Raw genomic sequence first — 19902 nt, forward strand, 5'->3', positions numbered from 1 at the left:
CGATGGCTTACATTAGTGGAATCCCGTTTAGGATACGTAAGCGGTTTGGTAATGGGCTAATGAGCAAACTGCAAACGAGGACAAGTAGTACCCGTCGCAATTCGATTCTGGTAGTGAATTGAACGAGGAACAGCAGGGCACAAAACAGCGCTATGTAGCTGTAGGAAATAGCCCGGTTTACGTCGCCGACAATGAAGCTAAGGTTAATTGTAACAAACAACAGGCCCAGTAACAGGACAGCATCTACATAGCGGTGGTTGTAAACTAGTAACAGGGCCGACAAGCCAACCAGTAGCCATCCACCCTGAAAACCACTCCACACTTTGAAGCCGAAAACCTTGGCGTTTTCATAATAAATGGACTTGAACTCTTGCCAAAAAGCACCGTCAACGGGGGGCAGCGCAAACTGCATACTAATCCAGTAGCGCAATAGTAGATAAAGTAAACCGCTGAGTAACACGGCTACCTGTGCACCCGTAAGGCGGTACGTTGTTGGCTCATTACGAGTGGTGAATATGTGCCAGAGCAGCACGAAGCCAGCCCCGGGAATGGCCCGTTCATCGGTCCAGAAGGCAGCTTGCAGGCTCAGAAGTACTACCAATGGGTTGCGCGTGTAGATGGCAATGAGCAGAAACAGATACGCGAAAAAATCGCCGTAGGCCGTCATATCCAGCCAGGCCGACCGTAGCGGGTATACTAGCGAAATCGCCAGCGCAAACAGAAATGAACTTGCCCGGTCGGTGGTAAGGCGAAAGGCTAAGCGAGTAACGATTAACATAAAAACGCCGCTCAGTAGTAATTGAATAAGCCAAATAGTGAGGCTTACCGACGAGAGGCGGAACGTAGCAACCAAGGCGGGCAGGAACAGCCGAAAACGCATTTTGGCCATATGGCTCTGCGAATCGTAGAGGTAAGCCTTGAAATGCGACAGACCCAGGTCGGTGAAAAAAGTATCGGCCTGACCCTTCACCGTATTATACGAATCGAATTCCTGACCGGCGCGTAGCGTATTAAAAAAGCCCTGGTAAAACCATAGGCAGCTGGGGTTAGTCACCACCATGTGCACCACCGAAAACAGCAGGCAACTCCAGACCACGCGCCATTGCCAGTACCGGCCCGACAACCAACTTTCGAGTACTCTATCGAGGCTAATAAGCAGAACAGTAAACGAGCGGCGGGGGAGAGGTGGTGTGTTGGTGGGCATTGATAAACAAATAGCGAGTGGTGAAGTTACGATGTGATCGAAAACCTCACCAGCCCGCTATCCGTTTGTGATTCACTAAACAGCCTAGTTGCGCTCGGGCCGCAGGTTGCGGACGGCGGCACCAGCTTGCCACATTTCCGATTCGCGCAACTCGGCCAGTTCTACTTCCAGCTTCTCGCGGTAGTCGGGTTGTGAGTTACGGGTGATGCTGATTTCGGCCTGCTCCTGAGTTTTCACCGAGTTATAAAGCTGCTCGAAAACAGGCTTGGTGGCATCACGGAAGGGCTTCCACCAGTCGAGGGCACCGCGTTGGGCCGTAGTCGAACAGTTAGCGTACATCCAGTCCATGCCGTTTTCAGCCACTAGCGGCATTAGTGACTGCGTTAGCTCTTCTACCGTTTCGTTAAATGCCTCCGATGGGCTGTGTCCGTTAGCACGGAGCACTTCATATTGTGCGGCAAAGATGCCCTGGATAGCGCCCATTAGCGTACCCCGTTCGCCGGTTAGGTCAGACGTTACTTCCTTGTAAAAATCAGTTTCGAACAGGTAGCCCGATCCTACGCCGATACCCATAGCGATGCATTTGTTACGGGCATTGCCGCTGGCATCCTGATACACGGCAAAGCTGGAATTCAGGCCTTTTCCTTCGACAAATAACCGCCGCAACGACGTGCCCGACCCTTTGGGAGCAACCAGGAATACGTCGACGTCGGGAGGGGGAACAATGCCCGTTTTTTCTTTGTAGGTCACGCCGAAACCGTGCGAGAAGTACAACGATTTACCTGGTTTCAGGACGGCTTTCACCGTGGGCCACAACTCAATCTGGGCAGCGTCTGACAACAGGAAGCAAATAATTGTTCCTTTTTCCAGTGCTTCTTCTATCTCGAACAGGGTTTCGCCGGGAACCCAGCCGTCGGCCACGGCCTTGTCGTAGGTTTTGCCTTTACGCTGTCCTACAATGACATTGAAGCCATTTTCGCGCATGTTCAGCGACTGTCCGGGACCTTGTACACCGTAGCCAATAACAGCGATGGTTTCGTTCTTAAGCGTGTCTAAGGCTTTTTCGAGAGGAAATTCTTCGCGGGTAACGACGTTCTCGACGGTTCCGCCAAAGTTGATTTGTGCCATTGGATTACTTGATTATTGAAATTGGTAAGAAGATATACTAGGTTGTTATTCAAACAGATACATAATTTCGGGGCGATATAGCAGCAGGTAGCGTGTGGGGAAAAACACACAAAACAGGGCCGTGATCAGCAGCAGGTGTTGCAACCGCGGAAGCCGCAGCTGAGCTAGTGCCGGGGTTAGTACGATCAGGAAGAGCACCAGGCCGTAGCCCATACTCCGGCTGGTATCGGCCACCATAATTGACACGGCCATTGACACGGTCAGCGCAGCTAACGTACTGACCAGCAGGAGTATTTGTCGTTGTTGCCATAGCCCCCACAGGCCCACCGCGACCAGGGCCCACAGTAATTCGTAGGAACGAACCAACTTGAGCAAATGCGTTAATAGAGGTAGCGTAGTGACGAAAGCAATACCCGCGCTGCTTGTGGGCGTTTCCACGTGGTAGAGATAGCCCAGCCCAAACCGCAGGCTCAGATACAGGACCCAGCTACTGAGCAGGGTTAGCGCGGTAAGCACATTTTGCCGCCCAAACAGAGGCTGGTCATCCGCAACTACCAGACACCGATAAATCAGGACATACACTGAATTAATCAGTGACCGTTCGTCGACCCAATAGGCTAAAAATAAGCTAATTAGCAGGATAAAGCGGTTTCGATTGACGGCCGCCACCAGCAGGAAAAAATAAGCGAAGGCATCGCCACAAATAATAAAATCGAAAGGAAACGCCCCACCGATGTAGAGGCCCATAACAGACAGCGTCAGGTAGAGCGCTACTGACCGGCTGTGGGTTAATTGCTCGGTTTCGCGGGCAAGGAGGTAAAGGAAAACGGGCCAGCAAAGCAGTTGCACAGCATAAACGGCCACCCGGCTGCGAACAAGGGCCAGGAGTGCAGGCAAAAACAGCCGGAACACCATTTTGTCTTCGTGGCAGCCCGGGTTTTCGTCGTAACAAATGATGGGCCGCAACGGGTGGATAATCTGGTCTTCAATCGTGTCCCAGAAATAGAATTTCGTTTGAAAAGCCGCCCAGTATTCTGTTGGCAGATTCCAGAGGCCGGAATGCGTAGGCAGAAACACGACCGGAGTTAGCAAGCCCAGCAATACTACTTTCCACAACCAGCCATCGCCCTGCAACCAATGGTCAACCAGCCTGTGAATACGGGCTAACTGGTTGGTAAACAACGAAGACGAGGGTGGTGAAACGGTGGATGTTGGGGTAGGCATTCGCGTGATAATCAGAGGGTATAGGCCCAGTCGGCTTCGGGGAGGTATTCGACCAGACCCTTTTCGGTTTTACCCACGGCCACCCGACCCGAGCGTACAAACTCAAGGATCTCGTATTGCCGTAGGTAGTCAAAAAAGGCAAAGATATCAGTTTCGTTGCCCGTCTTTTCGATCACGACATAATCAAGTCCCCAATACACGACCCAGGCTTTGTGATGCTTGTTGATCGTTTCCACGTCAAGGGGTTTGCTGCCCAGTGGCGTCGATATTTTGAAGAGTGCAATTTCGTTGTAGACAATTTCGTCGTTGAGGTAGCCAAACACGGCTAGCACTTCCACTATTTTGCGAATCTGTCGTACGATCTTTTCTACCTCATCGCGCGATTCGTGCTTAATGACAATCGTAAACCGTGACACGCCATGGCGCTCCGTTTCTGACACGGTGAGGCTTTCAATGTTGATTCGCCGCCGGGTGAAAATGATCGTAATCCGGTTCAGCAGCCCGATGGTGTTACCCGTGAAAATGCAGATGGTGTAGGTGGTCATTTCAATCTGATTTGCGCCACTGATGCCCCGGCAGGCACCATGGGAAATACGTTTTCTTCTTTTTCCACAATCACTTCCAGCAGATACGGCCCATCGTGGGCCAGCATCTGATCAAGCGAATCGGAGAGCGTCTTGCGTTCGTTACAGGTGTGGCCTTCCATACCAAAACCCTTGGCAATCATGACAAAATTTGGGTTCTGTAATTCCACAAATGAGTAGCGACGACTGTGGAAAAGCTGCTGCCACTGTCGGACCATGCCCAGAAAATTGTTGTTCAGAATAATGGCTTTCACCGGTTGCTTATTCTGCACAATGGTGCCTAGTTCCTGCAATGTCATCTGGAAACAGCCGTCGCCGATGATGGCCACCACCTGCCGGTCGGGTGCTGCTACTTGTGCCCCGAAAGCAGCGGGTAGGGCAAAGCCCATGGTTCCCATGCCACCCGACGTAACCAAGCTGTTTTTTCGCCGAAACTGGTAATACCGCGACGCCATCATCTGGTGTTGCCCTACATCGGTTACCAATACAGCCTCGCCGTTGGTCTTCCGCGACAGCAGGTCGATTACTTCGGCCATCTTTATTTTTTCGGTATCTCCGCTCAATTCAGGCGTTGTAATGGTTTCGTTTTCAATGAGATCATATTTACGAAACTCATTCCGCCAGATCGTGTGGTCGTTCTTATCTACCAGAGGTAGTAAAGCTTTCAACACTTCTTTGGCGTCGCCAACAACAGGAGCGTGAGCCTTGATGATCTTGTCAATCTCCGAGGGGTCAATTTCGATGTGCACCACCTTGGCCTGTCGGATGAATTTGCTGGCATCGCCGGTAACACGGTCGTCGAAACGCATACCAATGGCAATGATCACGTCGGCCTGATCAGTAAGCACGTTGGGTCCGTAGTTGCCGTGCATACCCAGCCAACCTACGTGGTTGGGGTGGTTTGTCGGAATGGTCGATTGGCCCAGCAGCGTGGTAGCAACAGGGATGCCCGTTTTTTCGGCGAAGGCCAGCAAGTCGGTTTCGGCCTTACTGATCTGCACCCCATGCCCCGCAAAGATGTAAGGCCGTTTTGCTTCGTTGATCAGCTTCGCCGCTGCTTCAAGCTGCTCCATCTTGGGGGCTAAACGGGGACGGTAGCTGATGATGTTCTGGCACTTCTCGTAGACATAAGGCCGCGTCATCAACTCTATCTGTGCTGATTTGGTCATGTCAATCAGTACCGGACCGGGGCGGCCCGCCTGCGCAATGTAGAAGGCTTTGGCGATGATCTCCGGCACTTCGTCGGCACTGGTAATCTGGTAGTTCCACTTGGTAATGGGCATCGTTACGCCCATTACGTCGGCCTCCTGGAAAGCGTCGGTACCCAGTAGTTTCTTCGCCACCTGCCCCACAATGCACACCAGGGGCGTAGAATCGATCTGCGCATCGGCAATAGCGGTGACGAGGTTAGTTGCCCCCGGTCCGGAGGTGACAAGACAAACGCCTGCACGGCCCTGCATCCGGGCATACCCCTGTGCCGCATGACCCGCCCCCTGCTCGTGACGCACCAAAATGTGATTTATCTGCTCCTGAAAGTCATAAAGGGCATCATAGACGGGCATAATGGCTCCGCCGGGGTATCCAAAAATGGTGTCGACTCCCTCGGCAACGAGGCTTTCCATCAGGGCCTGCGACCCCGACAGCAGTTGGGGAGGAACCATGACTTCTTGCGGTTCTACAGTGGACTCCAGTTCGGGCATTACGCTAATCGCTTGCATAGGCGTTGGTGCGTTTGGTACTGTTCAGTTCGTATGTTGTTCCGTTCGGGCAGGCCCCGACAGATTGATCATTTCTTCGTGGCAATCAAAATTCCCGTCGACCAGGCCAGCCTGACGGTATGCAAATCGTCGCGGGTTTCTAACTCAGCCACCAGCTTGTCTACGTTGTCGCCGTGGCCGTCGGGCCAGTTGGGTTGGGGCAGCATATCGTCGATGATGTACATTCCACCCGTTTTCAGCCTATTCAGCGTAGCCGTGAGGTTGGCGTATTTGCCAGGCCAGGCATCCGCAAAAATTAAATCAAACTCTTGCTCCTGAGCCGTTTCCAGCCAGGCGCCAGCGTCGGTGCAGAGTAGTTGCAGCCGGGCATCGTCGCCCAAAATGTTATCGGCGACAGCCTGGTACTTCGCGTCGTTATCAATTGAAATCAGTGTCGATTGGGCATCCATCCCGGCCAGGATCCATGCCGTAGCGAGGCCTGTTCCGGTACCCAGTTCCAATACCCGCGTCCCCGGCTTTGACCCCACCAACGCTTTCAGCAACGCCCCCGTCTGCAGATCGGAAGGCATGGAAAAGCGAATGGCTTTGCTGGCTGTTTCAATGGCCGCAAACCCTTCTGGTAATGTATGGATCACGTCGGTGAACATGCGGAATTAGTTAGACAAGCTTTTATATTTCAAGTTGGTAATGCGCTGGAAATCAATGTTATTCGTTGAGGGCAAAGTAAAGTCATTGACCATAGCTGTCGCAGCAATAATGGCATCGGGCAGCTTCAGGCCTTTGTAATGGCGACGTAGTTTGATGGTCTGCTGGATGATGGGTTCAGACAGTGGCAGCACCGTTGATGCTTCGATGAATGCTTGAATCTGTTGCTCTCTTTGTATCAATAATGGTCTATACACCTTCAATTCAATTCGAGTAATCACAGATAGCTGTGCAGGCTCTTTTTCTAAAGCTTCATCCAGCAATACTAACGCCCACTCTGGAAGCGCCTCGTCAAAGTATTTAGAGACAACATTTGTATCTATGAGATAGGTCGCTCCCATTCGTTACGTAATTCCGTAAGTTGTTTATCCATATCCTCCCTTTCTTCTGGAGACATGTCTTTAAAAATTCCTCTGAAGCGGCTCATCCCTGTGCCTTTTGGCTTTTCGGCTCTTACCTCGGTTCGTTCAATGGTCACTTTTAATACGTAACCTTCCCATTCTGCGGGTACGTCCACATGTACGGCTCCATTTTTGGGTTCAACTGTTTGTTCGATGATGCTCATATACTTGTCGTTTAGCGTTTTACCGGTAACGTAATCTACGCTTCATCCGTCACACAACCTTCGCTGGCACTTTTCACGTTGCGGATGTACTTGCCCAACACGCCTTTAGTAAACGGCGGGGCAGGTTGGGTCCACCCGCCGCGGCGGGTGGCCATTTCTTCATCGGAAATGTGCAGGGTTAATTCGCGACCAACGGCGTCGATAGTGATGCGGTCACCGTCTTTGACGAGGGCAATGGGGCCACCATCGAAGGCTTCGGGTGTGACGTGACCTACTACGAAACCGTGGGTTCCGCCTGAGAAACGACCGTCGGTGATGAGCGCGACCTTGTCGCCGAGGCCCGCGCCCATAATGGCCGAGGTTGGTTTCAGCATCTCGCTCATGCCGGGGCCACCTTTAGGGCCGCTGTTCCTGATCACGATCACCTGACCGGGTAGAATCTCGCCTTTCGAGAGGGCCGCCACCACCTCGCTTTCGTGTTCGCAAACCTTGGCAATACCCTCGAAACGGAGACCTTCTTTACCCGTAATCTTGGCTACCGACCCCGTAGGGGCCAAATTGCCGCGCAGGATCTGAATATGGCCCGTGGCTTTGATCGGATTAGTCAGGGGCCGTACAATGCGTTGTGTTTCGAAGCTCAGTTCAGGAATATCAGCCAGGTTTTCGGCAACGGTTTTGCCCGTTACGGTCATGCATTCGCCGTGGATCATACCGTTCTGGTAGAGGTATTTCATCACCGCCGGCACCCCACCAATGGCGAGCATGTCTTCCATATAATAGTTGCCGCTGGGTTTCAGATCAGCCAAGAACGGCACCCGGTCACTAATTGCCTGAATATCGTCGATAGACAGCGCCAAGCCTGCCGAACGGGCAATGGCGAGGTAGTGCAACACCGCGTTGGTAGAGCCGCCGAGGGCCATTACTATCGTTAGGGCATTCTCAAGGGATTTCTGGGTGATAATATCCGCGGGCGTGATGTTTCGTTCGAGCAGTACGCGCATGGCCGCACCGATCTTCTTACACTCGGTTTGTTTGCCTTCGTGGGTGGCGGGATAGGTACTGCTGAACGGTAAGCTCAGGCCCATGGCCTCGATGCTGGCGGCCATCGTGTTGGCCGTGTACATACCCCCGCAGGCTCCCGCACCAGGAATGGCATTGCGGATAACACCCTCATAGTCTTCGTCGGAAATGGTGTTGGCGTACTTTTTGCCCAACGCCTCAAAGGCCGACACAATGTCGAGTTTTTGCCCTTTATAATGGCCCGACCGAATTGTGCCGCCGTAGACCATGATGCCGGGCCGATCTAACCGAGCCATGGCCATTACGGCCCCGGGCATGTTTTTGTCGCAGCCCACCACCGTCACTACACCGTCGTACCACTGCGCCGCCACAACCGACTCAATACTATCGGCGATGAGGTCGCGGCTAGGGAGGGAATACTGCATGCCGGCATTACCATTAGTCATACCATCGGAAACGCCGATGGTATTGAAAATCAGGCCGACCAGTCCATTAGCCACGATACCCTGCTTCACATAAACAGACAGGCCGTTGAGGTGCATGTTGCAGGTATTGCCCTCGTAGCCCGTGCTGGCAATGCCAATTTGGGGCTTCTGCATGTCCTCGCTTGTAAGTCCCACGCCGTAGAGCATAGCCTTAGCGGCGGGGTTATCCATTTGCTGAGTGAGCGTCTGACTAAAGCGGTTGAGGTGGTCGGTGGCGGTTTCTGCAAGCATTTTCTTTTAGCGAAATTTCGCTGGTTGCGTAATCACGCTGTAAAGAAAAGGATTGTTTTTCGCTTACGGAAGATTTTAGATAGAATTAATACTGGCAGATGACACCTATTTTCATAGGCAATATGCTGACTATCTGATAGTTTGTGCTTTAGATAAGTCAGTACATTACCAATCGGATAATTAACAATACACTCATGCAGAAAACATATACCTCGCTTTATGGCCAGATGGTCTACGTTATCCTTGCTGGATTGCAATTGACCTTCATTCCAAACACGTTGCTAAGCCTGTTTGGCTTTGCACCTACCAGCGAACTCTGGATTCGGGTGTTGGGCGCGTTAGTACTAACGCTGAGCTTTTACTACTACGCTATGGCCCGAAACGGAACCCGGCCTGTCGTAGCGGCCACTGTGCGTGGCCGTCTGTTCTTCTGTGGCAGCCTGATTGCCTTTGTCGTGCTTGGCCTTGCTAAGCCTCCACTCTTGGGCTTTGCCCTCCTTGAAATTGGCCTGGCTCTCTGGACCTGGCGGGAGCTTTGACAGTTAGCAGTAGCAGCAGGCAGTATTGCTACTACCTGTTGTCTACTATCAAATTCTTCCACCCAGCACTTGGAATGGCTTCAGCGTGATTGTCAACGTTTTAGCCGTTGGTTTTGTCATCACGGCAAAGCCCGTGTAGACATCGGTGAGGGAACGGGCCACGGTGTTGCCGGGCAGGGTGATGGTAGTGGTCTGTGGTTGATCGCTGAAATTGGCGAGTATGAGTGATGACTTGCCAGATAAAGACCGCATGCCACTGAATACCTGTGGGTTACTGCTGGATACATCGCCGAGTTGCACCGCGCCGCTGATCAGTTCCGGGGCTTGTTTGCGAAAAGCAAACAGGCTTTTGTACAAACTATAGGTTTTGCCTTGGTCATCATCGGGGGTGAACGGATGGTCGGGGTCACCGGCGAAGACCTCGGGAATGCCGAACAAGGCATGAACCGCTTCGATGGCCATAAACCGCCCGTCGTACCCGTCAAACTTGTCGAACCAGGAGGTGTCATGGTTACGGGCAAAAAATACACGGTTGGCTCCAGTGGGCAGTAAGCTGTACACACCCAGCAGGTGCTGCTTGTAATCTTCGGCGGTGTAAGTGCCAACAGCCATGCGACGTTGCAACAGGGCGATAGCCTCTGTCTGGTTGTCATGACCAAAATTGCAGACGTTAAGAAACACGGGGCCAAACACTTCACTCAACATCACTGCGTCAGGGTTTTTTTGACGCATGGCTGCCAGCATCTTCTTCAACAGATCGGGTGCCGCCGACCCGTCACGGTAGGCGGGGTAGGGGATGTTGGGGTTCCAACCCGCTCCCTTGAACGCCGCCGCATCGACCCGGTAGCCATCATTGCCATATTCGCGCTGATCGTGTAATACCAGATCAATCATGTATTGCTGGTAGGCCGGGTTAGCCCAATCGGGTGTGATGCTGCCCCAGGTAGGGTGCATGCCCAACCGCCCGTCTTCTTTTCGCACAAACAGGTCGGGTCGTTCTTTGGGCACGTTCGACTCGACGTTGAAGCCGTGAATAACCATGTCGAAAATGACTTTCATGCCCAGCCCGTGCGCCGTTTTTACCAACGCCTTCAACTCCTCCGGCTTGCCAAACGCAGGGTTTACTTTATACAGGTCGAGCGGACTGTAGCCACCGTCCCAGTGCGGCATGAGGTAGAGCATGGTAAACCCCACCGACTTATAGAACGGCAATCGAGCCGACAGTTCGGCCAGACCGCCCTTGTAGTATTTCGGGTATACCTCCAGAATAACCTGTTCCCGTACCCAGGCGGGTGTCTTTGGGTCGAGTGGCATTGTCTGGTTAAGCAATTGTCGGTAGTGCTCCATCGCGGTAGCGGGCGAATCGGCCAGATCGAGATGATGCACGTCTGATTCAATTGCCTGCCCTGGCAGGAGGTAGTAGGCCCGTTTGTCGTCGTGGCGCATAGTCACGGTTTTGCCGTTGCCTTCCAGTGTGGACGTGTAGGCTACTTCACCAGCTGTTTCCACATAGCTCGCCAGCGTGTGTCGGTTCGCCAGATTGGTTAACATCAACAGGCCAAAGCCAAGGTCTGGAGCAGTATGAAAACTTTTCTTTGTCCGTGCCAGTGAGTCATAGGGCGTACCGGGCCGTACAAGCGTGTTCGACCAGAAAGGGCCTGGCACCGTAAACCGGCACTCGTGTGTTTCGCCCATACGAACGCCCGGCACCTCAAAGCGAAACCCGTCGAAATGTTGCCGCTGCTGGGCTGAGGCGGCATCGGCTGTGTTTCGTAGCACCTGCGCCTGCCGCTCCAACTGTGCTGCGCCTGGCATCAGGCGGTAGGTGGTGGTAAGCTCATAAGCATACCTGCCCGTTGCTTTGTCAAACGGCCCGGTGCCTACGGTTACGCGTAGCGTGGCTCCCCGGCGGTCGTGGTCTACGGCGTAGGCGTGGCGCAGGTAGGTAGTGCCAAACGTAGCGGCCATGTAGGCATTTGCGGCACTGAAATCAACCGTGGGTGAGCCCGTGTTGGTGGTTACAGACGTGGGTGAGGTAGTAAGTAGTTCGCCCCGAAACGTACCGCCATCGGCCAGTAGGCTCAGCCACCGACCCGTTTGCCGGTCAATGGTAAGGCGCAGGCGTTGGTTGCCCAGCACCAGCTGGGTGTCTGTTTCCTGCCGGTATATGTCCTCAAAAAGTGGGGTAGCCGGGCCAAATGACAAAAGAGAAAGTAATGATAGCAGGTAAACAGAACACCGGAGCAGAGGTAACATGGTAAGTCGGAGAAAGAAGGGTCGTTTGGGGTATGAATGGTAATGGCAACCAAATTTCCTCATTTACCCGTGAGTTCGTGCCGTACCTTTGTCCGGTTTTTGGCCTGCTCAACCTGTCAACAGGCCCGTTTACTTCGTCATTAAGTCCATGAAGCCATACATTGTGGGTATTACCGGCGGCAGCGCGTCGGGCAAGACATCATTTCTGAAAGGATTGCTCAATGCGTTCCACAAAGAGCACATCTGCCTGATTTCGCAGGACAATTATTACCTCAGCCTGGACAAAATTGCCGTCGACGACCAGGGCGTTCATAATTTCGATATGCCCGAAACCATTGATCATCATCTCTATGCCCAGCATATTGGTCAATTGCGGCGGGGTGAGCCAGTAGTGCAAAAGGAATACGTGTTTAACAACCCCGACGCGGTGCCTACTATGCTGACTTTTAACCCAGCACCTATCATCGTCGTAGAAGGTATTTTTGTCTTCCACTTCCGCGAACTGGCCGACCAGATGGATTTAAAAATCTTCATCGACGCCAAAAACAGCATCAAGCTCGAACGCCGTGTCAAGCGCGATGCCGAAGAGCGCGGTTACGACCTCGATGACGTGATGTACCGCTGGAAAAATCACGTTAAACCCACCTACAAGCAGTTTATTAAGCCTTACCGCGCCGAAGCAGATATTGTTATTCCCAACAACATACACTACCAGAAGGGCCTCGATGTGGTCATTGCGTTCCTTAGATCGAAGATTGGGCAAGTAGGGTGAGAACAGCTTCCAGTGCAACTTTATAGTATTTTTCTGCAAAATTCGCTAGTCGTAAAAGCGTTTAGCCAAGCGAAACGATAAATTTGTGTTGCCCCTCATCAGACAGCCCTGTCTAAACCGATGGCATGAGCAACCACTTAATCCGCTTCACCGATGCTGAATTGTGGAACGCCTTTCGCGAGGGGGATGATGAGGCTTTTGCCTATATGTACCGGAAGTTTGCCCCAATACTATATAGCTACGGGTTTCATTTATGCCGCGATCACGACGTTGTAGAGGACTGTATTCAGGATCAGTTCATTCATCTGCAACAGCATCGCGCCAAACTTGGCGTAACCGATTCCATCAAGTTTTATCTGTATCGCTCTATCCGGCGGCGCATTGCCGAAAAAGCGCAGGCCAATGCACGCTGGGTGCATGAAGACGAATCGGCGCAACGGCGGGGCGAATGGGCTGATGCGGGCGGCCGCCCTGAGTTTGAGATTGATATGCCTGCCGAAGCCCAGCTCATCGACGCCCAGACGCAGGCAGAACACAAGCAGAAAATAGACCATCTACTTAACCGATTGCCCCGCCGTCAGAAAGAAGCACTCTACCTGATGTATTATGAAAAACTGAACTACCCTGAAGTAGCTCAGGTGATGGACCTGGAAATAAAAAGCGTATATAACCTCATTTACAGTGCGTTAGTATCACTTCGCAATTATATCAAAGAAAGCGATATCCGATTTTATACCTGGCCTCTTATAGGGTGGCTACTCAACAGCATAGTCTGATCTACGTGGCCTATTTGTAGAATTCCTTAAAAAAATTGTGAAATCATAGGGAAGTACGCGCGACTGGCTCATTTATCTGCCCAAACGCATACCGTACCTCTTCATGAACCACTCTACCTATTCGGCGGTCGATTTTGCCCTTGATGAGCATTTCCGGCGCTGGGTCATTGACCCCACCCATGAGACCGAGGCCTATTGGCAGTCCTTTTTAGCCAAACACCCCGAACAGCAAGTTATTATGGCCGAAGCACGGGCGCTAATCGGCCGGATACATGTAAACGTGGAGGCGGCCTCGCCCGACACCCTGCAGCGGATGTGGTCGATAATTCAGCAGCATGCCGAACAGCCAGGCATAGATGCATCGGCGCAACTGGCTGGCCCACAGCGTATTCATACGGATGATAATGTCGTTCCGCTGACAGGCTCGCGGTCCTGGTGGCGATCTGGTGGGTTACGCGTAGCGGCAATACTGGCTGGGTTGTTAGTGCTGGGCGGGCTGCTGTGGCAGTCGATGCAAACTGAAAAGCCCGTTGCTTACCATACAGCATTTGGTAAAACGCAAACGGTTGCCCTCCCCGACGGCTCGGTGGTGACACTGAACGGTAACTCAACGCTGACCCTTAGTCCCAACTGGAACAAAGACCAAATGCGCCTCGTAACTCTCGACGGTGAGGCTTTTTTTACTGTTGCCAAACACAGAGACCAGACCGGGCAACCTGTAAAGTTTCGGGTAAAAACGCCCGATCTAACCGTAGAAGTACTCGGTACGCAGTTTAACGTAAGCCGCCGTCACGATCAAACGGAAGTGGTGTTACAGGAAGGACGCGTACAGGTAACAGAGGCCCAAACGAATGCCTCACCCACCCTGATGCAACCCGGCGAACGGCTTACCTATTCGGGGCTTAATGGCAAGCTCACCAAAACAACTGTCGATACAAGGTTGTATACGTCCTGGCAGACCAACATGCTGATCTTCAGAGATAAACCCGTTACTGAGATCGCACAGCTTCTGGCCGATAATTACGGTATCGCCATCGAATTCAAAAACAAAGACATGGCTACGGCCCGCTTTTCTGGCTCTGTTCCAGCCGATTCTGTTGTGGTCTTTTTTGCCAAAATCGAGAAGCTCTACGGCGTAAGCGTTCGGCAGGAAGGCCAACGGTACATTATCGAATAGCACATCAATCTGTTTACTCAATTAGGTAGCTTTTTCAAATCAGTAATCTATGAAGCATTTCTTACTCAGGCATCGACTCATTGCCCTCACGCTTTCGTTGGGGTGTGTTGTCACGGTAGGGCTGGGGCAGCAGTTTGCCTCGGCGCGGGTTCGGCCCGACGGATTATTGCTGTCTCCGAATTTTTTGGCGCAGACCAGCAATCGGTCAATGCGGCCGCTGGCCAAAGTGCTGGCTGACCTGGAACGGAACCATCAGGTGATTTTTGATTTCGACAATAACCTGGTTAAAAGTAAGGTAGTGAATGTGGCGGGCCTCGATATGAAATCGGCCAATCTGGAGCGGGTGTTGCTGGAACTGCTAACCCCGGTCAACCTGTCTTTCGAGAAATTCAACAGCCGCTCGTACCTTATTTATAACCGTACGAACCGGCCTGCTGGTCGGTCTACCAACCTACATTCTACGACAGAAGCCGCTGAGCGAAACAGCATGGGCGACGTAGCTGGCCTGGCTGCCCCAACCATGCTGACAGCATCACTGGCCGACCGCGTTGTGATGTATCAGGTTGTTGATCGCCTGGTAACCGGTGAGGTGCGCGATGCAGGCAATCCACTGCCCGGCGTGAATGTGTTGGTGAAAGGCACCGGTATTGGCACCACCACCGACGCCAACGGAAAATTTAAACTGAACGTACCTGATACGCGTAACGTGCTGGTGTTCTCCTATATAGGCTATCTCACGCAGGAAGTAACTATCACCGGAAACAACACCGTGACAGTGAACCTGTTAGTTGATAATAAATCGCTGGAAGAGGTGGTTGTGGTGGGCTATGGCACCCAAAAACGGTCAGACTTAACGGGGGCGGTGTCATCGGTCAAATCAGAGGAGATCAAAAACCTGCCTGCTACTGACCTCAACACCGCATTGCAGGGCCGGGTACCGGGCGCGCTCGTACAGCAAACTTCTGGCGAACCGGGAGCGAACTCCAACATCATTATTCGGGGGCCGGTTAGTATCAATGGTGGATCGCCGCTATACGTGATTGATGGGGTGCCTCAGGGTAATCCTGGTTATAATTTCAACCTGCAAGACATCGAATCGATTGAGGTACTGAAAGATGCCGCGTCGGCTGCTATTTATGGCGCACAGGCCGGGGGCGGGGTTATTCTGGTAACTACCAAGAAAGGCAAAGCGGGTAAAATTCAAGTAGGGTTCTCAACCAACTACGGTGTACGTGACGCACTTAATCTACCCACGTTGCTCAGCCGTGATCAATATATCCCGGCCAAAGAAGCGTTTGGTTTTGACCCTGTAGATCTCTACGGTCCCCGAACTGGATGGAACAAACTGCCTGACACCGACTGGCTGGGCGCTACCTACCGGCAGGGTGCCGAGCAGAACTACCAGCTGTCGCTGGCGGGGGGCAATGAAAAATCACACTTCTATGTATCGGGCAATTATAACAAGATTGAAGGTACCCGTATTGGCAACTGGTTGGAGAAGTACAGCTTCCGCCTTAACTCAGATCATCAGATCAGCAAACGGTTCAAGTTTACGCAGACGTTTCAGGCAACATACCGTAATGGCAGTGCCAACGAAAACACCAACCAAGGCCCTGTATCATTCCGCAACACGCCGGTGATGCCCATCTACGATGCTACCAATCCGCTGGGCGGCTGGGGTAAGGCCCCCAAAGGCTTTCAGGGTGGTAACGACGTGCAGGCGGCTATTGGTAATTACCGCAACCTGAATGGGTACGAATTCTACACCTCAGGATCACTTGACTATGAGGTAATTGACGGCTTAACGGCTCGTGCGCTGTTGGGCACGAAGTTGTATACAGACCAAGGTTACCGTTACCAGCCTCCTTACGATGTAGGCACGTCGCTCAGCAACGTAGATGCCACAAACGCCGGGTTAAGCCGCAGACAGAATTACGTAGCCACATTTACCCTTAACTATAAAAAGGCTATTGGGCAGCACAACCTCAGCGTATTGGCGGGCTATGAGGCACGGCGTGAGAACGACATCGGGCTTGGCTTTTTTAACACCAACGCACTGGTCGCTTACCCCCAGAATGCCGGGCTGTTCAATAACACCAATACCGCAGCAGTGGGTTGGGGACAGGGTGACGTATATGGACGCATCCTATCGCAGTTTGCCCGGGCCGAGTACAACTTTGCCGACCGTTACCTGCTAACTGTTAACGTTCGCCGCGATGGCTACGCCTCAAAGTTTGGTCCCAACAACCGGTTTGGGGTGTTCCCTGGTGTGTCGGCGGGCTGGAAGATCTCCGACGAATCGTTCATGAAAGACGTGACGCTGGTTACCAACATGAAACTGCGGGTAGGATACGGGCAGCTGGGTAATGCTACCCAGGGTGACTTCGCCTTTGTAAGCAATTACTCGCCGGGGTTTAGTTATGACTTTGGGGCTGGGCGGCAAAGTGGTATAACCCTCCAACCGCAGCTAGCTAACCCTGACATTCGGTGGGAGAGCGTAAACACCACCAACATCGGCTTGGACGCCGGGCTGCTCAACAATCGGCTAACGGTGAACCTGGACTACTACTACCGCCTCACCAACAATATGCTCTATAACGTCACGTTGGCCCCTTCGGCGGGTCTGGGTGGCAGTGTACCGGCCAACGTAGGGCAATTGCAAAATACGGGATTCGAGTTTGCCATCGACTGGCGTGACAAAGTGGGTGAGTTTACATACGGCGTGGCAGCAAATGGGGCTTTCAACCAAAACAAATTAATTGCCCTCGACCCATCGCTGGGTAGCCGTGCCTTTCTGAATAGCGGCAGCCCGGGTACCGAACCATACCGCGACTATTTTACCAGCCGATCGGCGCCGGGTCTGCCCATCGGTCAGTTTTACGGGCTGATTTCAGACGGTATATACGCTACCAATATTGCCAGTGGAGAAACCCGCCCCACGGTGGGCGATATTACCCCCCGTGCGGGTGACCTGCGTTTCCGCGACATCAGTGGGCCCGACGGCAAACCCGATGGCAAAATCACAGACGACGATAAAACGTACATCGGCAATCCATGGCCCAAGTTCAACTACGGCATCACGCTGACGGCGGGCTACAAGGGGTTCGACCTGCGGGCGTTTTTCAGTGGAGTGCAGGGACAGCAGATCTATAACGCGTTTGAATCAATGACCCACCTGTTCTTCAGCGATTACAACACTACTTCGGCTATCTATGGCACGTCGTTTTTCAACCAAAATGATAAAGGTCAGCCTATCGTGGCGGGCGTACCCAACAGCGGCCTGACCAATGTCCCTCGCGTGGGCACGGTGACCGATCCGGAGAAAAACGGCAACTGGAGTCGGGTGTCGAGCTATCATGTGCAGAATGGCTCATACCTGCGACTGCGTAACCTGCAAATTGGTTACACCTTCCCGCGGGTGTTACTCGATCGGGTGAAAATAAATTCGTTGCGCGTTTATGTTATGGGCGACAACCTGCTCACGTTCACAGGCTATAAGGGTATTAATCCTGATATCCCCCCCCGCGACGGTGACGTGCGGCAAATGAACATCGACGCATCATCAGGGCGATACCCAGTGTCACGCCTGATGTCGGTAGGGCTTAGCGCCGACTTTTGATCTGGATTTTCTAGTGTGTTTGTGACCCCTAAACGCGTTACTGACACCATCAACAGAGTTAACAGTAACCAATCATGATGAAGCTACAATCAACCCAAAAGATAAGTGCCTGGGCCGCTGCGATTGCCTTGAGCTGCACCCTCGGCGTTGTCTCTTGTAACGAAAATAAGTTTCTGGACGTAAATAACCCCAACATTCTATCGTCGGCTACATTCCCTACGCGTCTTGTCGACATGGACCTGTCGCTGATTGATCTGTACGGTCGTTTTCGGCAGGGGTTCTACAGTGATCAGTTCCGGTACATTGCTATCCTGCCCGACCATACGGCCGATATGGGGTATAACGGCTCTGGTTTCAACGAATACGCTGAAATCCGCCTCACTCCTGGTGATGGTTCGCTGGGCTTCTACTGGAATACCCACAATGAAGCCATGATCCGGTGCAATAACTTCCTGATCAACGCTGAGAAACTGCGCCCTACGTTTACTAAAGATGATCAGGCAAAATTAGCGGTAATGGAAGGGCAGGCACGTTTCCTGCGGGCACTGCACTATTTCATCATCGAATCGCTGTTTGGTGAGACCATGATCCAAACCGACGCCGACCGGGCCAAAAAGGGTATACCCCTCTGGAATGGTACACTGGCCCAAAGCGTGTCTGACGCTGCTAAGCCCCGCGCCACGGTGGGCGAAGTATGGGATTTTATCATCGCCGACCTGACCAAATCGGCTGAGTTGTTGAAAGGGGTGAAGTGGGACGAGGCCAACAAACCCCGCGCTACCGAATGGTCGGCAAAGGCGCTGCTGGGTAAAGCCTATGTGTTTACGAAACAATACGCCAAAGCTCGCGACGTACTCAAAGATGTGATCGACAATAGTGGTAAGAAACTCGTTGATTTCCAGACATTCTCGACCATGTTCAATGGCATGAACGAGTTTAATGATGAGTCGCTGTTTGAAATTAACTTGACGCCCGATCGCAAAGACATTTGGAACTCGCAGCTGAACACGTCTACGCAATATGGTATCTTCATCAGCCCCTCATACCTGGAAGATGATGGCAAGGGCGAAGGCACCAATGGCTTTGGCAACCTCTTCATTCATGACCGTAGTATTGACCGGTTTGGCTTCGCCGACCAGACAACGGCTACTGAGCAAATGAAGACAAAGGCCTATTTCGACAAGTCGGTGCAGGCACGGGTTAACAAAACCATTGACCCCCGGATGCTGGTGGGTACGTTGCAGCCCTGGGTGGATTCAATTTATGTGTTTGACAAATGGCGCAAAGTGACCAAAAACCGGGCTGAGGGGTTTGTCCTGACCGATAACAAAGGATTCAACCACCGCAAGTATGTGTTGCTGGACCGGGGCGTATGGCAGGGCAACAGCGAAAGCCTGGCCAACAACTTTATCGTGTTGCGTATGGGCGATGTAATGCTGTTGTATGCTGAGGCCCTGAAGGAAACGGGCAACACGGCCGGGGCACTGGAAGCCCTGAATATGGTGCACCGCCGGGCTTATGATGTACCGGTTAGCAAGCCCTCAAAATATGATTACAAGACCCTAACCGACAAGACCGCCACCGTGGGCGCAGGAGACCACCTGGCCAACGACCCGCTGAAGTACGAGCGCTGGGCTGAACTCTTCGCCGAAGGGCACTGGTGGTTCGACGTGTGCCGCTGGAAAATTGGCGACAAGGAGGCTGCGTATTACAAAAAGGTGAAAAGCGGTGATCTGATCTGGAACGACCGGAAATACGCGTTCCCCATTCCGCAGGACGAAGTGCTAAGTAATCCCAAGATTGTTCAGAATCCAGGGTACTAAGCCTGTTTATTTACACATCAAAGGCCCTGCTGCATGCTGTCAGCGGGGCCTTTTTCGTATCTTGTATAGTCTGCCT

16 protein-coding genes are annotated in these 19902 nt (G+C 52.5%); 6 read left to right on the forward strand and 10 right to left on the reverse strand.

The window, feature by feature from the left end:
- Positions 1-7 precede the first annotated feature (7 nt).
- The 9 genes from J2I47_RS24775 to ilvD all read right to left on the reverse strand — a co-directional run bounded on the left by J2I47_RS24775 (position 8) and on the right by ilvD (position 8864).
- Positions 8-1204, reverse strand: a complete 1197-nt coding sequence (locus J2I47_RS24775; protein ID WP_207367311.1) for a hypothetical protein — start codon at positions 1202-1204, stop codon at positions 8-10.
- 84 nt (positions 1205-1288) lie between these two features.
- Positions 1289-2332 carry a ketol-acid reductoisomerase gene (ilvC, locus tag J2I47_RS24780; protein ID WP_207367312.1) on the reverse strand — a complete coding sequence of 348 codons (1044 nt, stop codon included), beginning with the start codon at positions 2330-2332 and terminating at the stop codon, positions 1289-1291.
- Between the two features lie 45 nt (positions 2333-2377).
- Positions 2378-3556, reverse strand: a complete 1179-nt coding sequence (locus tag J2I47_RS24785; RefSeq protein WP_207367313.1) for a hypothetical protein — start codon at positions 3554-3556, stop codon at positions 2378-2380.
- An 11-nt stretch (positions 3557-3567) separates the two neighbouring features.
- Complete coding sequence (gene ilvN, locus J2I47_RS24790) at positions 3568-4101, reverse strand: acetolactate synthase small subunit (protein ID WP_207367314.1); 534 nt, start codon at positions 4099-4101, stop codon at positions 3568-3570.
- A complete protein-coding gene (gene ilvB / locus J2I47_RS24795; protein WP_207367315.1) occupies positions 4098-5858 on the reverse strand; it encodes a biosynthetic-type acetolactate synthase large subunit in 1761 nt (586 codons plus the stop codon). Before ilvB ends, ilvN begins: the two co-directional genes overlap by 4 nt.
- Positions 5859-5926: 68 nt before the next feature.
- Positions 5927-6505 (reverse strand): O-methyltransferase, encoded by a 579-nt coding sequence (locus tag J2I47_RS24800; protein WP_207367316.1) that lies wholly within the window; start codon positions 6503-6505, stop codon positions 5927-5929.
- A gap of 6 nt (positions 6506-6511) precedes the next feature.
- On the reverse strand, positions 6512-6904 hold the full coding sequence (locus J2I47_RS24805; protein ID WP_207367317.1) for a type II toxin-antitoxin system VapC family toxin: 393 nt from the start codon (positions 6902-6904) through the stop codon (positions 6512-6514).
- The gene (locus J2I47_RS24810) at positions 6883-7128 is read right to left on the reverse strand and encodes a hypothetical protein (protein ID WP_207367318.1); all 246 of its coding nucleotides are present in this window, start codon (positions 7126-7128) and stop codon (positions 6883-6885) included. The genes J2I47_RS24805 and J2I47_RS24810 overlap by 22 nt, the downstream gene beginning before the upstream one ends.
- A gap of 35 nt (positions 7129-7163) precedes the next feature.
- Entirely contained in the window at positions 7164-8864 is a 1701-nt protein-coding gene (gene ilvD, locus J2I47_RS24815) for a dihydroxy-acid dehydratase (RefSeq protein WP_207367319.1), read from the reverse strand.
- A 194-nt stretch (positions 8865-9058) separates the two neighbouring features.
- Here ilvD and J2I47_RS24820 point away from each other — a divergent pair, with 194 nt between their 5' ends.
- A complete protein-coding gene (locus J2I47_RS24820) occupies positions 9059-9403 on the forward strand; it encodes a hypothetical protein (RefSeq protein WP_207367320.1) in 345 nt (114 codons plus the stop codon).
- Positions 9404-9451: 48 nt separating this feature from the next.
- Here the strand turns inward: J2I47_RS24820 and J2I47_RS24825 are convergent, their stop codons facing one another.
- A complete protein-coding gene (locus tag J2I47_RS24825) occupies positions 9452-11659 on the reverse strand; it encodes an alpha-amylase family glycosyl hydrolase (RefSeq protein WP_207367321.1) in 2208 nt (735 codons plus the stop codon).
- 148 nt (positions 11660-11807) lie between these two features.
- Between J2I47_RS24825 and udk the strand changes: the two genes are divergently transcribed.
- The 5 genes from udk to J2I47_RS24850 all read left to right on the forward strand — a co-directional run bounded on the left by udk (position 11808) and on the right by J2I47_RS24850 (position 19826).
- Entirely contained in the window at positions 11808-12431 is a 624-nt protein-coding gene (udk, locus tag J2I47_RS24830; RefSeq protein ID WP_207367322.1) for a uridine kinase, read from the forward strand.
- A gap of 125 nt (positions 12432-12556) precedes the next feature.
- Positions 12557-13207 carry an RNA polymerase sigma factor gene (locus J2I47_RS24835; protein WP_207367323.1) on the forward strand — a complete coding sequence of 217 codons (651 nt, stop codon included), beginning with the start codon at positions 12557-12559 and terminating at the stop codon, positions 13205-13207.
- A 103-nt stretch (positions 13208-13310) separates the two neighbouring features.
- Positions 13311-14384, forward strand: coding sequence for a FecR family protein (locus J2I47_RS24840; protein ID WP_207367324.1), 1074 nt, complete (start codon positions 13311-13313; stop codon positions 14382-14384).
- A 49-nt stretch (positions 14385-14433) separates the two neighbouring features.
- On the forward strand, positions 14434-18003 hold the full coding sequence (locus J2I47_RS24845; protein WP_207367325.1) for a SusC/RagA family TonB-linked outer membrane protein: 3570 nt from the start codon (positions 14434-14436) through the stop codon (positions 18001-18003).
- A 74-nt stretch (positions 18004-18077) separates the two neighbouring features.
- On the forward strand, positions 18078-19826 hold the full coding sequence (locus J2I47_RS24850; protein ID WP_207367326.1) for a RagB/SusD family nutrient uptake outer membrane protein: 1749 nt from the start codon (positions 18078-18080) through the stop codon (positions 19824-19826).
- The last annotated feature ends 76 nt before the right edge of the window (positions 19827-19902 follow it).

This window comes from Fibrella rubiginis (assembly GCF_017353185.1).
GTDB classification, from domain to species: Bacteria; Bacteroidota; Bacteroidia; order Cytophagales; family Spirosomataceae; genus Fibrella; species Fibrella rubiginis.

Excerpts from the sequence above, each read along its gene's own strand:
- J2I47_RS24775 (WP_207367311.1), bottom strand. The coding sequence starts at position 1,204 with ATGCCCACCAACACACCACCTCTCCCCCGCCGCTCGTTTACTGTTCTG.
- ilvC (WP_207367312.1), bottom strand. The coding sequence starts at position 2,332 with ATGGCACAAATCAACTTTGGCGGAACCGTCGAGAACGTCGTTACCCGC.
- J2I47_RS24785 (WP_207367313.1), bottom strand. The coding sequence starts at position 3,556 with ATGCCTACCCCAACATCCACCGTTTCACCACCCTCGTCTTCGTTGTTT.
- ilvN (WP_207367314.1), bottom strand. The coding sequence starts at position 4,101 with ATGACCACCTACACCATCTGCATTTTCACGGGTAACACCATCGGGCTG.
- ilvB (WP_207367315.1), bottom strand. The coding sequence starts at position 5,858 with ATGCAAGCGATTAGCGTAATGCCCGAACTGGAGTCCACTGTAGAACCG.
- J2I47_RS24800 (WP_207367316.1), bottom strand. The coding sequence starts at position 6,505 with ATGTTCACCGACGTGATCCATACATTACCAGAAGGGTTTGCGGCCATT.
- J2I47_RS24805 (WP_207367317.1), bottom strand. The coding sequence starts at position 6,904 with ATGGGAGCGACCTATCTCATAGATACAAATGTTGTCTCTAAATACTTT.
- J2I47_RS24810 (WP_207367318.1), bottom strand. The coding sequence starts at position 7,128 with ATGAGCATCATCGAACAAACAGTTGAACCCAAAAATGGAGCCGTACAT.
- ilvD (WP_207367319.1), bottom strand. The coding sequence starts at position 8,864 with ATGCTTGCAGAAACCGCCACCGACCACCTCAACCGCTTTAGTCAGACG.
- J2I47_RS24820 (WP_207367320.1), top strand. The coding sequence starts at position 9,059 with ATGCAGAAAACATATACCTCGCTTTATGGCCAGATGGTCTACGTTATC.
- J2I47_RS24825 (WP_207367321.1), bottom strand. The coding sequence starts at position 11,659 with ATGTTACCTCTGCTCCGGTGTTCTGTTTACCTGCTATCATTACTTTCT.
- udk (WP_207367322.1), top strand. The coding sequence starts at position 11,808 with ATGAAGCCATACATTGTGGGTATTACCGGCGGCAGCGCGTCGGGCAAG.
- J2I47_RS24835 (WP_207367323.1), top strand. The coding sequence starts at position 12,557 with ATGAGCAACCACTTAATCCGCTTCACCGATGCTGAATTGTGGAACGCC.
- J2I47_RS24840 (WP_207367324.1), top strand. The coding sequence starts at position 13,311 with ATGAACCACTCTACCTATTCGGCGGTCGATTTTGCCCTTGATGAGCAT.
- J2I47_RS24845 (WP_207367325.1), top strand. The coding sequence starts at position 14,434 with ATGAAGCATTTCTTACTCAGGCATCGACTCATTGCCCTCACGCTTTCG.
- J2I47_RS24850 (WP_207367326.1), top strand. The coding sequence starts at position 18,078 with ATGATGAAGCTACAATCAACCCAAAAGATAAGTGCCTGGGCCGCTGCG.